Source organism: bacterium, from assembly GCA_017744355.1.
Lineage (GTDB): Bacteria > Cyanobacteriota > Sericytochromatia > S15B-MN24 > UBA4093 > JAGIBK01.
On sequence record JAGIBK010000004.1, the window covers coordinates 167,005 to 182,099 of the forward strand.

Sequence of the window (15,095 nt, forward strand, 5' to 3'; positions counted from 1 at the left end):
ATGGCGACGACTACTCCGGGTCCCCAGACCAACCGACTGGGCCTCACCCTCAACGACTACAAGGGCGCGCCTTCCACCCTCTGCGCCGGCTGCGGCCACGACGCCATCACCGGCCAGATCGTCCGCGCCTTCTACGAGATGGGCGTCGAGCCCCACCGAGTCGCCAAGCTCTCGGGCATCGGCTGCTCCAGCAAGACTCCCGCCTACTTCCTCAACAAGGCCCACGGCTTCAACTCGGTCCACGGCCGCATGCCGGCGGTGGCCACCGGCACCATGCTCGCCAATCGCCAGCTCTTGGCTATCGGCGTCTCGGGTGACGGCGATACCGCCTCGATCGGCATGGGCCAGTTCATCCACCTGTTGCGCCGCAACGTGCCGATGATCTACGTGGTCGAGAACAACGGGGTCTACGGCCTCACCAAGGGCCAGTTCTCGGCGACCGCCGACCTGGGCTCGACCCTCAAGTCCGGGGTCGCCAACGACCTGCCCCCGGTCGATCTCTGCGCCCTGGCGGTGCAACTCGGGTGCTCGTTCGTCGCCCGGTCCTTCTCGGGCGACCCCAAGCAGCTGGTGGCCCTGCTCGAGGCCGCCATGGCCCACCGGGGCACGGCCCTCTTGGACGTGATCAGCCCCTGCGTCACCTTCAACAACCACGAAGGCTCGACCAAGAGCTACACCGCCGCCAAGGAGCTGGACATTCCCCTGCACACCCTCGGCTTCATCCCGGCCTTCTCCCAGATCGAGGCCGAGATCGATCCGGGCGAGACCCGCGTGGTCGAGATGCACGACGGCTCCAAGCTCACCCTCAAGAAGCTCGCCCGCGACTACGACCCGACCGATCGCGCCGCCGCCATGGCGACCCTGATGGAGTCGAACGGCAAGGGCGAGTTCCTCACGGGCCTGATCTACGTCAACGAGCAGCAGCCGGACTTCATCTCCAGCCTCAACCTCGTGGACGAGCCGCTCGCCACCCTGCCTTCCAGCAAGGTGCGTCCCGGCAAGGCCGTGCTCGACCAGGTGATGGAGAGCCTCAAGTAAGGCGATTTCCCAAACGCAGAGCGGGGGGCTGGTTTCAGCCCCCCGCTCTGCGTTCAGGGTTCCAGGTAGGGGGTGTGAAGCTTGCTGAAGGCGGCGGCGTGCGCGAGCCTTGCCTGGTGCACGCGCCGGGGCTCCTCGAAAACCGCCTCGGCGAGGCCTTCGAACAAGGGCTTGTCCGCGATCGCCAGGGCCATGCGATAGAGGATCGCCGCGCTCTCGGTGAGGCCATCCGCCTCGAGGGACTGGGCCTTGCGGTAGAGGCCGTCGAAGTCGTGCCAGTCGCAAAAAGCGACCGCCTCCCACTTGAAACGGTAGAAGCCCCGCGCCGACTCGAGCAGCTCGGGAGCACCCACCCCGTTCAAGGCCTGGCGCAGATCGTAGGCCAGCCGGTGCAGGGCCGCGGCCGCATCGTCCGGATCGACGCCCGGGTACAGCAGCCCGACCAGCTCGTCGGTGGGCAAGCCCTCGGGTCTGAGCACCAAGAGCGAGAGCAGGGAGAGGGCCTTCTTGCGGGGCCAGCGTGCAAGCGTCCCATCGGCCGCCCCGAAGGCCGGCCCCCCGAAGACCTTCACGTGGTAGCGCGAGACGCGCGGCCTGAGCCCCATCTGCTGCATCAGCTCGGCCTCATGGTCCCAGAAAGCGCTGCCGCCGGGCGAGGCGAGCACCTCCTTCACGTCGTCGACGGCCTTGGGATCGCCGCGCAGGTGGCGGATCCAGGCCTGGAAGAGCGCAGCGCGCAGGGCCCCACGGCCGGGGTCCGCCACCCGCTGGCTCAAGACCTGCTCGGCCTCGTCCAGATGCCCCCCCAAGATCAGGGCCTGCGCCCAGACGAAGCGCGCGACCTCGAGGTGACGCCGGCCGGCGGGATCGGCGCCGAGCTCGTCCAGGAAGGCACGGGCCCGCTCGAACTCACCCAGGCGGCCATTGGCGTGGATCAGGTTGATCCTGCCGTTGCGCACCGCGTCCCCCATGGGGTGAGCGGTGGCGAAGGCATGGTCCTGGACCAGATGAAAGAGCGCAAGCGCGAGCCGATGGGCGCCGAACTTGCTGGCGCGCCAGGCGAAGCAAGACAGGTAGGAATTGAAGAACGCGGGCGGTGGGGCCCGGAAGGCATCATTCGGCAACTCGGTCAGCAAGCTGAGGGCGATCTGCTCCGAGTCGTTGCTCACCATCAAAAGCAGGCGATCGGCGACGGTCTTCAGGTGCAGGCGCTCAAGCTGGTGCTCCTGGCATAGGGCGAGCAAGCGCTTGCTGAAGGCCTGCGCCTCGGCAAACCGCGCGTGCCGGATGGCCAGGGAGGTGAGCAGCGAAAGGGCCCGCGCGTGATGGTAGATTACCGTGCGATCCCCCGCGGCGACGACCTCGAGGACCTCGCGGCAGGCCGCCTCGACCTCGGGCAGGGCCGACTCCTCCCAGTGCATGAGCGCCTTCCAGAGCAGGTACCTGGCGCGAAGAGCCGGGGCAAGCGCCAGGACCTCGGCGTCGAGCTCCGCTGCGAGCGCCTTGACCTCCGCCGGGTCCCCCCCGTACTGCGCGGCCCAGAACAGGTAGACCTTGAGGCCCCGCCGCTCTTCGGGCGTGCGAGCCAGCGACAAGGCCTGGGTGAAGCAGGCCCTTGCCTCCTCGAAGCGCCCCAGCTCGGCATGGGCCTCGCCCTCCGCCTGGAGCAGCATGGGGTGCGCGCGGCGCACCTCCGGGGGAATGCGGTCCAGGATCTCGCGCAAGCGCGTCTCCTGGTGGCGGTTCAGGTGGCGCCGCCTGAAGGCGGCAACCTGGTGGGCGACCACCTCCCAGAGCTCGGCGGCCTCGGGAAGGTTCGCGATCGCTTCTGCCACGACCGAGGCCCAAGGGGCGCGCAAGCGAACCATCCCGTCCGAGGCCTGGGCGGCGACGAGGCGACGCACCAGCTCGAGCGATGCAGGCGAGGCAGTGGCCTCGCCCACGATGGCAAGGGCGATCGCCTTCGCGAGAAGGTCGGGAGGCAGGGCCTCCACGTCCGCAAGGGCGGGGCGCTCCTGCCAGAGCGGATTTTCCGCTCCCATGGTCTCGATCGGCATCCGATCCAGTGAGACCTGGTGCCGAGAGGCGAGGACCAGGGTGCCGCCCGCCGGGAAGTGCCGGACGAGGGCGAGCCACTCAGCCTGCTCGGGCAGGGTCTCGACCAGGTGGAAGTCGTCCAGCAAGAGGGTGAAGGCAGGATGGGCCTCGGCGATGGCAAGCCCCAACAGGCCGCCCCAGCCGAGCGTCTCGATCTCGGCGCGCAGGTGCTCGAAGCGCGACCGGATATCCGGCCAGTCGCCGAGAAAGCGCCGCAGGAAAAAAGAGGACGCCGCGTCCTCGGGCGTGAGCTTGAGGTAGTGAGCAGATTCCTGCCGGAGCGCCTTCCAGCGCAGCAAGAGCGAGCTCTTCCCTGCTTTTGGGCCTGCGAGCAGTAGGACGGTGGTCCCGGCGGGCGGCACTGCGATCGACTCCATGCGGGCCATCCTAGCAGATGGACGAGGGCTCCGAAAAGGGCTCACAACGGACATGTCAGCCTCGTGGAGGGACTGTGGAGGTTTAAGCATGCGCAAGCGGGGAAGAATCCTTCCTGAGGCATGAGTCCATTACTCAAGAAAAAGACAGAGGACCTCTAGGCATGGCCGTGTGGATGCGCTTTCTCTTGCTGGGCTGTATGCTGCTCGTGACGGGCTGCCCGCGTCCCATGGGGATGGTGGGAACAGTTCCCCAAGAGCTCGGACTGAGCGGGAAGCTGCGCTGGCAAGAAGCCTACGCCACCCAGGCCGATCCGACGCTCTCCGAGATCGCAAACGGCGCCACCGTCTCGCTCATCGACCCCGATAACGGCCAAACCATCGTCACGAGCCTCTCGGCGCCCGACGGGGGCTTCTCGCTCCACTTCGGGACCTGGAACCCGGCCCTCGACAAGGTCTACCTGCTCGAAGCCATCAAGGGCCTCAAGGTCGGCGGCGAGCCCAACCGGGCGGGGGCCCCAGCAAGCAGGCTCCGCACCCTCATCGCCAAGCGGAGCGACGGCTGGAAGAGCCTCACCGCAGGGTCTCTGGTCATCAACCGCAGCTCGACCGCGCTCGCCGTGATAGGCGGCCTCAAGGGCCTCACCCCCGCCCAGAACCTCGCCCTCCTCGGCAGCGTCACCGTCGGCAGCCCGGATGCCTTTTCCGCCCCCGGCGGGGGCGGCATCGCGGCCCCCGAGTACGCCACGGTGTGGGGCCTGGTGGACACGGCCGTCTCGCTGTACCAGGACCCGGTCCGCTCCATCGCCCTGGACGCGGCGACGCAGCAGTTCGCGCGCCTCGAGCGCGCCCCGTTCGTCACGGACTTCTCGCAGCAGGGGGTAAGGCCCGGCCAGACGCTCGTGCTCTCGGGCAACGGCTTTGATCCGGTCAGCGCCAACAACAAGGTCTTCTTCAACGGCATCCAGGCCCCGCCTGGGAGCGTCCAGGTCGACGCGACCGGGAGCCGGCTGACGGTCGTCGTCCCGGCCAACGCCCAGACGGGCGTCATCACGGTGCAGGTGGGCAACCTCGTGACCATCGCCGCGGGCGGTACCGTCTTCAAGGTAGGCGGCACCAACATCGAAATCGTCGCGGGCGGCGGCTCCCTGCGCAACGGCGCCAAGGCCAGCCTTTGGGGCTTCCCCGCGCCGGCCAGCGTCGTCCTGGCTCCAGACGGCGACATCTACTTCAGCACGGCGTTTCAAATCTTCCGCCTGTCTCCCGACGGGACCGCCCGCCTCGTGGCGGGGGCCAAACCCGAAATCGGGGGGTTCAGCGGCGACGGGGGCCCCGCGACCAGCGCCTACTTCGCCTGGCCCGACAGCATGGCCTGCGATGCAGCAGGCAACCTCTACATCGCGGATAGCGGCAACCATCGAATCCGCATGATCCCGAAGGTGACGGGCACCTACTTCGGCAAGACCATCGCGGCGGGCAACGTCGACACCATCGTCTTCAACGGCACCACCGGCGGTTTCTCAAATGACATGGGCCCCGCCGCCGACGCCCGGCCGCAGTTCCTTTTCGACTTCACGGCGGACGCGGCCGGCAACCTCTACATCTCGGACTCGGGGCGCGCCACGATCCGCATGGTGCCCATGACGACGGGCACCTACTTCGGCAAGGCCATCAGCGCGGGCAACATCAACACCATCGCGGGCACGGGCGTCAGCGGCTTCAGCGGCGACGGCGGCGCCGCCTCAAGCGCCAAGCTGAGTTCCCCCGAACACCTCGCGGTGGACGCGAGCGGCAACATCTACGTCTCGGACCGCTCCAACTTCCGGATCCGCGTGATCGCAAAGGTAACGGGCACTTACTTCGGCAAGACCATCACCGCCGGTAACATCGACACCATCGTAGGCACCGGCACCAGCGGCACCTCCGGGGACGGCAATGCCGCCACCGCGGCGAAAGTGACCTACCCTACAGGCTTCGCCTGGGATTCGGTCGGCAACCTCTACATCTCGGATTTCACCACCCATCAGGTCCGCATGGTGGCGAAGGTAACGGGCACCTACTTCGGCAAGACCATCGCGGCGGGCAACATCGACACCATCGCGGGCGATGGCATCGCGGGCTTCACGGGCGACGGCGGCCCCGCCGCAAACGCCAGGTTCAGCGCCCCCGCGCGGATCGCCTTCGACGGGGCGGGGAACCTGCTCGTAGGCGACAGGGTCAACAACCGCATCCGCGTGATCGCAAAGAACAGCGGCATTTGTTACGGCAAGGCCATCACGGCGGGCAACATCGACACCATCGCGGGCAACGGCACGCTCCTCATGGGCGGTGACGGCGGTCCGGCCGCGGGCGCCAGCTTCCTTTCGCCCTACAACGCGGCCGTGGACGCCGCGGGCAACCTCTACGTCGCGGACTCCGTCAACCTGCGGATCCGGATGGCGCCCAAGGTGACGGGCACCTACTTCGGCAAGACCATCGCCGCTGGCACCATCGACACCATCGTGGGCACGGGCGAGCAAGGCGACAGCGGTGACGGCGGCCCAGCCTCCCAGGCCAAGCTGTACGTGCCCGGCGGCATCACCGTGGACGCGAACGGCAACCTCCTGTTCGCGGACATGTACAACCATCGGATCCGCATGGTGGCGAAAGTGACGGGCACCTACTTCGGCAAGTTCATCACCGCGGGCAACATCGACACCATCGCAGGCGACGGCACCGCAGGCTTCGCCGGCGACGGCGGCCCCGCCTCGGGCTCCAAGCTCAACATGCCCTTCTCGCTGGCCTTGGATGGGGCGGGTAACCTCCACTTCTCAGATGCGAGCAACAATCGGATCCGCATGGTGGCGAAGGTGACGGGCAACTACTTCGGCAAGAACATTACGGCGGGCAACATCGACACCATCGCAGGCGATGGCGACGGGTCCTTTGCGGGCGATGGCGGCCCCGCCGCGAGCGCCAAGCTCAATATGCCCTTCGGCCTCACCGTGGACGCTGCGGGCAACCTCTATGTCGCGGACACGAGCAACCAGCGCGTACGGGTCGTCTCCAAGAACGGCGGCACCTTCTTCGGCAAGTTCATCGCCGCGGGCAACATCGACACCGTCGCGGGAGACGGCACCGCGGACTTCGCGGGTGACGGGAGCCCGGCCTCGAGTGCCAAGCTCAACACGCCCGCAGGCGTGGCGCTGGGATCGGGCGGGCAACTCTACATCGTGGACGCCTACAACAACCGGGTGCGCATGGTCCCGAGCGTGTCAGGGGCCTACTTCGGCCAGGCCATGACCGCCGGCAACCTCTACACCATCGTGGGCGACGGCACCACCACCGAGACGATAGGGGCCACCCCGAAGACCACCTCGCTCAACGTCCCGATCTCTGTGGTCGAGGACCCGCGTGGCGACCTCTACATCTCGGTGCTCGGGGCGAACTACGTCGTCAAGGTTTACTAGCAGGACCCCGCGGAGGAACACTCGCCATGCGCTTGACCATCTCGACAGGCCTCGTCCTCTGCGGACTGCTCGCCGCTTGCGCGAGTCCCGGCGTGAGCCCCGAGGCCCTCACGCTCGAGGGGCGGGTCTCCTCTGGCGGCGGAGGGCGGCAGGTCGCTGCGACCATGGAGACGATCGCAAGCGGCGCCACCGTCTCCTTGATCGATCCCGACACCGGCAACACCCTCGCGACCACCCTCACCACCCCGAGCGGCAGCTTCCACCTGAAGTTCTCGAACGACTTCAGGCCCACCCAGGGGCCCTACGTGCTCGAAGCGATCAAGGGCGGCAAGGCCGGCTCGACGGTCACACGCGTGCGCACCCTCGTCTCCCGGCAGAGCGATGGCTGGCGATCGCTGAGCGGTAGCGGGGTGCTCATCAGCGGGTCGAGCACCGCCGTCGCCATCCTCGCAAGCCTCAAGGGCCTCGACGCGCAGCAGGAGCTCGCCCTCATGGGGTGCATCACCCCCGGCCTCCCCTCATCGCAGGACGCGATCGCCTGCCCGGACACCTTCCGACCGACCTCGGGCCTCACGCACCCCACGTTCTTCCAGGCCTACGACCTGGTCGTGCGGGCGCTCGAGCTTGACGCCGATCCCGTCGCGAGCCTCTTCACACGAGCCTCGGACGCCTTCACCGCAGGCAGCGCGAGCGCATCGGCCGGGGTCGGCGTCTACGACGGGCTCGGCATGGCCCAAGACGGATGGGCCGTCACGAGCCTCACCCCCTCCACCGCGAACGCTGCGAGCCCCACCACGCTCACGGTGCGAGGCATCGGCCTGCCCACCGCGACCGACAGCCTCCAGGTCACCCTCAACGGCACCCCCTGCCAGGTGATGGCGGCGAGCCCGAGCGGGACGCAGTTCACGGTGAAGGTCCCGGCGGGACTCGTCGCGGGCAACACGCACCCGCTCGTCATCACCTACGGCCCCTGGATCGATCGCTCTCAGACCGTGACGATCCAGTAGACCCCGGGAAAGGCAACCCCCATGCCCAGGCTCACCCTGCTCTCTGTCTTCATCGCCTTGCTCATGCTCGTCGGCTGCGCGCCCGAGGATGACGCCGTCCTCCTGCCGATCCAGAACAACCCGATAACCACTCCCCCCGACCCCAGCGGCCGGGTGGAAAGCGGGACGAGTGGAAGTCCGACCGTCCGTCACGTCAGCGTCACGCCCGCCACCCTGACCCTGAACGCCCCCGACGTGGACGGCAACACACCCGTGGGCTTCGCGGCAGCGGCCACCATCAGCGCCGAGGCCGTGCTGAGCAACGGCCAGCGGGATCCCAAGGGGATCACCTGGAGCATCTCGGATGCGCGCCTGCGGCTCGACGCTGACGGCACGCTGCGCGTGTTGCCGGGAGCCGCTGCCGGCTCGACCGTCATCAAGGCGGTCGCCGTCGGCGATTCGAGCCGAACGGCCTCGATCCCGATCATCATCACCGACAACGGCCAGCTGCGCTTACAGTTCTCACCGGCGCTGCCCCTGCTCTCATCGGACGCCTACCGGGTGACGGTGACGCGCGGCGGGATCTCCGTCCATCAGGGCAACTACAAAGGCACCACCCGCCTCACGCTGCCCGCCGGCACGAACTATTCGGTCCTGGTCGAGCGCGTCGTCGGACAAATGACCACCACAAGCGACAGCTCCTCGAGCGTGACCGTCAGCTCCAACACCCTCTCCACCCTGGACTTCAACCTGGAGTGAACCGCCGGCGCAGAAGGCCGAGTTCAGGGCCTTCCAGGGCGTTGAACGACGTCGCCACCCGATCCAACACGCGCTGAAGCACGCATCGTAACGCGGTTTCCGCGATAAAAGTCGTCGCTTTTCGTAGATAAGGGCGCCATGTGATAGATCCTGCACGAGGTCCGGGTACAAAACCAGGGACCTGGCGTCATCGCATCCCTGCCCTTCGTACGGAGATCGTTCATGTCGTCCCAGAAGGGGTCCGATCCTCGACGCGACACCCAGGCCCTGCGTCGTCCGAACGGCACGGCGTCCTTCGACACGTTCGCCAGCAGGGCACCTGCGTCCGACGCGATCTCAGCAGCTGAAACGCCCACGCAGCGCGCAGCCCTCGCCGAAGCGATCGCAGAGGCCGAGCCGCTGCTTGCGACGCTGCTGCCGCGCATCACGGCGATCTCCCGGGCGGACGCGGCCAACGCCCCCAACCGCCCCTCTTTCGACGAGCTCTTCGAGGGAGCCTCGGAAGGCGAGCGCGCTTTCACCCTGCAACTGGCGCGGATCCTTTCCGAGCACCCCGAAGCGGCACGCCGGGCGCGGATCGCCTGCCAGCAGTTTCAGCAAGCCGAACAGGATCTCGCCATCGCCCAAGAGGCACACGCCCAACTCGTCGCCGCCCAGCTCGAAGCGGGCCAGGTCACGGGCTTCAGCGTTACCAAGTTTCGCGGGACCCTGTACCCGCTCTACAACCTTGCGATGACCTTCGAGGGAATCCCCTTGCTCGAGAGCTTGTTCCCTCGCAACCGCGGCCCGGCCGCGACCCGGCCACTCAACACGCTCGGCTCGCCCACCAAGACCCAGGAGCTCAAGAACACCGCTCCCGTGCCGGAGGCCCCGCCGCTCTCCACGATGCAGCGCTTCGGAGACTGGCTCGTCAAGGTCCTCGGCGGCTCCCCGCGACCCGAGGACCATTAAATCCTCGTCAAAAGTTTGATCGCCTTGCCCGCTCCAGCATGGAAGCGGGTATATTGCCCCTAAGTTTGCCCGCGCGTTTCATGTCACATCCTTTGCCAGAGGAGAGGCCGCGATGAACCTGAACAGCGTCGACTCGCCAATTTCGCCGATCATTCGGCCGACCGCGCCGACGAGCGCCGCCCCAGCCCCGGCGGCCCCGAGCGCCCCCGCCGCCGCTCCGAGCTCGGATCGGAACCTGGTTCGAGACATGCTCGATCGCACCCTCGACTTCGGCGCCCTGCCCTGGGATCTGGCCGGCCGGGCTCCGGCGCCCCAGCAAGCACCCAAGGCCCCCGCCGCCTTCACCAAGAGCGAGAGCTTCAACAAGCTGAGCGCAGCCGATCAGCAGACCGTCCAGACCCTCTTCGACACGGCATCGCGCAGTGTCGACGACACCAAGCTCGGTGAGATCGAGCAGGACGTCCAGACCCTGCTGGAGTCGGGCAAACTGTCCCAGAACGACACCTTCGGCAAGAGCGCCGTGGGCTACCTCGAGACCTTCAACCAGAGCCCCCTGCACGACTCGCTCTCGGGCACGAGCAAGGCCGAGCTCGCCCAGGATCTGCTCAAGGCGCTGGCAAACCCCGAATCGGTCAAGCAGAGCCAGAGCCTCGACGACTGCGCCGAGGCGACCATGGAGGCGACGCTCGCCTACAGCCACCCGGCCGACTTCGTCCGGATCTCGACCGAGCTTGCGACCAAGGGTGAGGCGAGCATTCCCGGCGGCCCCAAGGGCCCCAACCCGGATACCCTGAAGCTCAGCACGAGCGGCTCGCGCGACGGCCGTTCCGCGCTCGGCTCCATGATGCAGGACTCCTTCGGGAAACACGTGACCAGCATCTTCCAGGGGATCCTGAGCGCCATCGTCTCGCTCGGCGGGGACAAGGGCCTCAACGCCAATCAGGTGAAGAGCCTCTACGACGGGGTTCTGGGCACCGACCACGTCACGGTCTTCGCCAAGAAGGGCGAGAACCTCTTGCCCACCATCCAGGAAGAGCTCGCCAAGCAGAACACGGAAAATCCCTCGGTCAAGGTCTCCATGCGCAACCAGGAGGGCTACCTCCACTCGATGTCCGTCACGGGCATCTCGGGCGACAGCGTCTCGCTGTGGGATCCGCGCAGCGGCGAGCGCACGACCATGTCCTCGGAGGAGTTCAACTCGCTGGCAGCCCGCGCCATGATCGAACGTTCAGCCCCCAAGAGCGGGTTGGTCGATGGGATCGTGGAGGCCATCTCATCGCCGATCAAGACCATCACGGAGGTGGTGGACAGCCTCACCGAAGAAGGAGGCGGTCGCCTCGGCGGGCGCGGCCAAGACGGCTAACCCGCGGCTCCAAGACGTCGAAGGGTGCGGCCCCTCTGCGGGACCGCACCCTTCTTGCTGAGCGGCCCTATTTCCACTTTATTAGCGCTTTGCTAAATCCCCATTTAGTTGCACATAGGCTACCTGTTTTGACGCGATAACATCAAGGATTGCCCGCTCAGTCCCAGGCCCTGCCGCCGAGGAGACCCGTCCGATGAGCCTGAAAAAGATCGATTCGCCGCTCTCAGCGCTGCTTCGGCCGGTCGCAAAATCGTCGGCACCCCCGGCGGGCCAAGAGGCCGCGAGCGTCTCGGGCCCCGTCGGAGATCGAAATTTCGTCGCATCTCCCACCACCCCGCAGGGGACGATGGGCGCCCTGCCCTGGGATACGGGCCCTCAGTCCTTCACGAGCGCCCTGCGCATCAAGACCCCCTACGGCGTCTTGGTGCTGAACAACCTGCAGCGTCAGCGCTGGCAGGTGGTCCCGACGCGCAACGGGCTGCTGCTCGTCCGGCTCGCCGAGCGATTCGCTCCGCAGCGCCCCCAAGGGCCGGCCGTGTCAAATCGTGCCGTCATCGGCCCCACTCCGGCCGTAACAGATCGTGCCGTTGTCGGCCCCACCCCGACCGTAACAGATCGTGCCGTTGTCGGCCCCACCCCGACCGTGCCGAATCGCGCCGTCGTGGGCCCGACCCCAGCCGTACAAGATCGTGCCGTCATCGGCCCCACCCCAGCCGTGCCGAATCGTGCCATCGTGGGTCCCACTCCGGCCCCTGAGCCGGCTCGCCCCGTCTTCGGGCCCACTCCGGCACCTGCACCAGGCCAAGCGGTGATTGGTCCCACCCCGGCTCCTGAGCCGACTCGGCCCGTCTTCGGCCCCACTCCGGCGCCTACGCCAGGCCAAGCGGTCATTGGCCCCACCCCGGCTTCTGAGCCGAATCGCCCCGTCTTCGGTCCGACCCCAGCTCCTACACCTGGCCGACCGGTCGTTGGACCGACCCCGGCGCCTGCACCGAGCCGCCCGGTCGTGGGTCCCACCCCGGCTCCCGAACCGAAGCCGCCTGTGAGCGCTCCGACGCCGGCGCCTGAGCCCGCCCCCAGCCCCGTGCAGGCCGGCGGGGGCGACGCACGGCCGGATCGGCCCGGGCTGCTCGCAAAGATCAAATCCCTGCTCCCGGCACCCATTCAAAAGGTGCTGGACAAGCTCGGCGAGAAGCTGGATCAAAAGGATCTCTCGGGCAAGAAAACGACGCTCGATCACCTCTACGACATGGCCGAGAAAGGCGTGGACAGCAGGCTGCCGCGCCTGGGCATCTCCACCGGCGAGATCCTCGGCAACCTGGTGCAAGAGCTCGACGAACCCGGCATCATCCATCAGGCCGACCGCGGGACCTGCGCGGCGACCACGGTCCAGTACTACATGGCGAGCAACCATCCCGCCGAGTACGCCCGCCTGGTATCCGACCTGGTGTGCGAAGGAGAGGCCCAGATGGCAAGCGGCAACAAGCTGCTGCTGGATCCCGGCTCGCTTGCGCGCGATAACAGCACCCGCAACCACGTCGATCGCATGTTCCAGACGGCCGCCATGGATCGCTCCGAGCTCGGCGATTACAACAACGCGACGGATCGGCGCGCGAACGGCAGTAGCGGCTTGACCCAGGATGACGTGACCAAGCTGATGAACGACGTCACGAACGGTCGTGACGGCGCATTCCAGACGGTCAAAGGCAACTCGGACGCGATCGTCGCGCGCATCGCCCAGAGCACGGCCCGCGGCATCGAGGTGCCCGTCGGCATGAAATGGGCGATAAGCGGCATGCACACAGGCCATGAGATGCTGGTGACCAAGATCGAAGGCGACAAGGTCTACCTGCGAAACCCCTGGGGCCGCGACGAGGACGGCAGCGCCGCCATGGGCCCGAGGCGACAGGTCCTCAACGACAACGGCGACATCGTCATGTCGCGCGCGGATTTCCAGGCGAACTTGATCACCTCGACCTTAGCCTAGGCTGAACCCGGAGGCCTCTCGATGAACCAGTTGCTGACCCAAACCCGCCGTATGCTCGAAAACCTCACGGGTGCTCCGATGGACGAGACCCGTGACTGGGCGGCGGTCCTGAGCACCCTGAAGGCCGGCAAGGGGGACGTGATCCTCGAACTGCCATGGCAGCACCCGGACGCTCCGCCTGAGCGCCACGAGGTGGTCCTCAAGCACCTGTCTCAGGATCGCGTGGTCTACTACAATGCCCGCTCGCCACAATCCCTTGCCGTGGGGACGATCCTGCCGGGCAACGCGACGATCCCCGAGCGTCGCGTCGAGGGAACGGGGCTAGAGAGCATGCCGCTCGGCGATCTCCAGCGCCTGTTCCTGGACGGCGAAGGCGCAGCCCTGTTGCCCACCGAGCGCCGCTCCCGGTAACCATCGCCATGGCCTTTCAAGAACCACCCCAACCGCGCCGGCAGACCGACGTGCTGCAACGGTCGCGTCACACCGCGCCCATCGATCCGAGCGCCCTGGCGGGCGCGCGGCCGGACGCTCCTCTGCGCAGCGCCGAACTCGCCCAGGCGATCGCCGAAGTCGAGCCGTTCTTGCGCTCCATGCAGCCCCGGATAAAAGCTGTCGAGCGTGCCCTTGCCGCATGCCCGGGCTCCGAGCAAACGCACGACGAGGTCTTCGCGGGGGTGTCCGCCGGCGAGCGCAAGTTCACCCTCCAGATGACCCAGCTCCTCACCAGCCGCCCGGACGTGCTGCGCAAGGCCCGGATCGCCGTGCAACAGTACCAGGTGGCTTCCAGGAGCTTTCAGGAGGCCCAGGAGGTCCACGCCCAGTTCCTGGCCGCAGATCTCGCGATCGGGCGCGTCGAAGGGTTCAGCCTCTCCAAGTTTCGCGGCGCGATCCACCCGCTCTACAACTTTTGCCTGTCATTTCGCGGCGTTCCGCTCTTCGAACCGCTCTTCCCACCCCTCGAAGGACCCGCGACGACCAAGCCTCTGCGCCCCACGGGCGCGCTCGCTCCCCACCAGGCGACACCCGACGAGGCCGCCCCGCTCGATAAACTCGCCCAGCTCCTCAAGGGGACCCCCCGCCTCGCCTCGGTCGAACCGGTCCTGCAGCAGGGCATCGAGTGGCTCCAGAAGGCCCAATCCGCGGCGCCAGGCATGATCACCCAGGCGATGGCCAAGCTCAAGAACCGCCGCTCCCCGGAAGCGGCCCTACCGGCCCCGATCGCGGAAACGGAAACCGACGTAACGGAAACCGACGTACAGGAAGATCTCGACTAGGCCCGCCCCCACAAGCAGCCACGGCTAGAACCACCATAAGCTCGCTCACCTAGCCACGACTAGAACCACCATAAGCTCGCTCACCTAGCCTCGCCCGATCGACAGAGGAGACCGCCCCATGAGCATGTTCAACATCAGCACGCGCAACACGGCCCCCCTGCCACCGCTCGTCGCTCCAGGTGCAGCCCCCGAGGCCCCACAGACCGTCGATCCGTCGCCCATGCCGGGCGCCGTGATGGACCAGTACGCGGGGGGCAGCCCGATCCCTCTCGGAGGTGAGATGGGAGCACTGCCGTGGGAGAGCGCCGAGACGCCGCAAGGGCCCGAGGCGGCCTTCATGAACACTCCCGGATATCAGGAACTGAGCGAGTCCGAGCAAGCCACGCTCAAGGCCTTCTTCGAAACGGCCATCCAGGGTGAGGGCGCAGCGCATGCCGACGAGATAGCGGCCCAGCTCGCTCAGTTGCTGGCACCACGCGACCCCTCGGTCGGGGGGATCACCGTCCTGGGAGCCCTGGATCTCATGGCCACCTTCAACCAGAAGCCGCTCCCGGCGGGCCCGGACGGAGCGGCGGCAAAGGGGAAGCTCGCCCGCGAGTTCTTGCCGTCCCTGCTGCCCCCTGCGGCGGCCCCCAGCGCGTTCTCCGCTGCGGACATCGCGGAGATCGTCTCCAGGGGGCCCTCGAAGGCCGGCCGCCTCGGCGCCCGCGCACAAGATGGCTAAAGCCTCCCAGCCGAAGGCATGATCCCACGCCCAGGCGCCAAACTGCTGCTGCTCTTCCGAGCCGGATCCGGAACACCCAAGAACAACGGGTGA

At 67.5% G+C, this 15,095-nt stretch carries 11 protein-coding genes; 10 read left to right on the forward strand and 1 reads right to left on the reverse strand.

Annotated features, from left to right (window positions below; all coding sequences use genetic code 11):
* Window positions 1–1,038 carry a 2-oxoacid:ferredoxin oxidoreductase subunit beta gene (locus tag J7643_11725; GenBank protein ID MBO9541248.1) on the forward strand — a complete coding sequence of 346 codons (1,038 nt, stop codon included), beginning with the start codon at window positions 1–3 and terminating at the stop codon, window positions 1,036–1,038.
* Window positions 1,039–1,091: 53 nt separating this feature from the next.
* Here the strand turns inward: J7643_11725 and J7643_11730 are convergent, their stop codons facing one another.
* Entirely contained in the window at window positions 1,092–3,512 is a 2,421-nt protein-coding gene (locus J7643_11730; GenBank protein MBO9541249.1) for a tetratricopeptide repeat protein, read from the reverse strand.
* 161 nt (window positions 3,513–3,673) lie between these two features.
* Between J7643_11730 and J7643_11735 the strand changes: the two genes are divergently transcribed.
* From J7643_11735 to J7643_11775, 9 genes are all read left to right on the forward strand, one after another.
* Window positions 3,674–6,958, forward strand: a complete 3,285-nt coding sequence (locus J7643_11735; GenBank protein MBO9541250.1) for a hypothetical protein — start codon at window positions 3,674–3,676, stop codon at window positions 6,956–6,958.
* Window positions 6,959–6,984: 26 nt separating this feature from the next.
* Window positions 6,985–7,965: an IPT/TIG domain-containing protein gene (locus J7643_11740; protein ID MBO9541251.1), complete on the forward strand. Its 981-nt coding sequence runs from the start codon at window positions 6,985–6,987 to the stop codon at window positions 7,963–7,965.
* 21 nt (window positions 7,966–7,986) lie between these two features.
* The gene (locus tag J7643_11745) at window positions 7,987–8,703 is read left to right on the forward strand and encodes a hypothetical protein (GenBank protein MBO9541252.1); all 717 of its coding nucleotides are present in this window, start codon (window positions 7,987–7,989) and stop codon (window positions 8,701–8,703) included.
* A 222-nt stretch (window positions 8,704–8,925) separates the two neighbouring features.
* On the forward strand, window positions 8,926–9,654 hold the full coding sequence (locus tag J7643_11750; protein ID MBO9541253.1) for a hypothetical protein: 729 nt from the start codon (window positions 8,926–8,928) through the stop codon (window positions 9,652–9,654).
* A gap of 112 nt (window positions 9,655–9,766) precedes the next feature.
* On the forward strand, window positions 9,767–11,017 hold the full coding sequence (locus J7643_11755) for a hypothetical protein (GenBank protein MBO9541254.1): 1,251 nt from the start codon (window positions 9,767–9,769) through the stop codon (window positions 11,015–11,017).
* A 193-nt stretch (window positions 11,018–11,210) separates the two neighbouring features.
* On the forward strand, window positions 11,211–13,004 hold the full coding sequence (locus J7643_11760; GenBank protein ID MBO9541255.1) for a hypothetical protein: 1,794 nt from the start codon (window positions 11,211–11,213) through the stop codon (window positions 13,002–13,004).
* Between the two features lie 21 nt (window positions 13,005–13,025).
* A complete protein-coding gene (locus J7643_11765) occupies window positions 13,026–13,415 on the forward strand; it encodes a hypothetical protein (protein MBO9541256.1) in 390 nt (129 codons plus the stop codon).
* Between the two features lie 50 nt (window positions 13,416–13,465).
* The gene (locus J7643_11770) at window positions 13,466–14,278 is read left to right on the forward strand and encodes a hypothetical protein (GenBank protein ID MBO9541257.1); all 813 of its coding nucleotides are present in this window, start codon (window positions 13,466–13,468) and stop codon (window positions 14,276–14,278) included.
* Between the two features lie 118 nt (window positions 14,279–14,396).
* Complete coding sequence (locus J7643_11775) at window positions 14,397–15,002, forward strand: hypothetical protein (protein MBO9541258.1); 606 nt, start codon at window positions 14,397–14,399, stop codon at window positions 15,000–15,002.
* The last annotated feature ends 93 nt before the right edge of the window (window positions 15,003–15,095 follow it).

What these genes read in the sequence shown, in the direction of transcription:
- J7643_11725 (MBO9541248.1), top strand. Translation starts at nt 1, where the DNA reads ATGGCGACGACTACTCCGGGTCCCCAGACCAACCGACTGGGCCTCACC.
- J7643_11730 (MBO9541249.1), bottom strand. Translation starts at nt 3,512, where the DNA reads ATGGAGTCGATCGCAGTGCCGCCCGCCGGGACCACCGTCCTACTGCTC.
- J7643_11735 (MBO9541250.1), top strand. Translation starts at nt 3,674, where the DNA reads ATGGCCGTGTGGATGCGCTTTCTCTTGCTGGGCTGTATGCTGCTCGTG.
- J7643_11740 (MBO9541251.1), top strand. Translation starts at nt 6,985, where the DNA reads ATGCGCTTGACCATCTCGACAGGCCTCGTCCTCTGCGGACTGCTCGCC.
- J7643_11745 (MBO9541252.1), top strand. Translation starts at nt 7,987, where the DNA reads ATGCCCAGGCTCACCCTGCTCTCTGTCTTCATCGCCTTGCTCATGCTC.
- J7643_11750 (MBO9541253.1), top strand. Translation starts at nt 8,926, where the DNA reads ATGTCGTCCCAGAAGGGGTCCGATCCTCGACGCGACACCCAGGCCCTG.
- J7643_11755 (MBO9541254.1), top strand. Translation starts at nt 9,767, where the DNA reads ATGAACCTGAACAGCGTCGACTCGCCAATTTCGCCGATCATTCGGCCG.
- J7643_11760 (MBO9541255.1), top strand. Translation starts at nt 11,211, where the DNA reads ATGAGCCTGAAAAAGATCGATTCGCCGCTCTCAGCGCTGCTTCGGCCG.
- J7643_11765 (MBO9541256.1), top strand. Translation starts at nt 13,026, where the DNA reads ATGAACCAGTTGCTGACCCAAACCCGCCGTATGCTCGAAAACCTCACG.
- J7643_11775 (MBO9541258.1), top strand. Translation starts at nt 14,397, where the DNA reads ATGAGCATGTTCAACATCAGCACGCGCAACACGGCCCCCCTGCCACCG.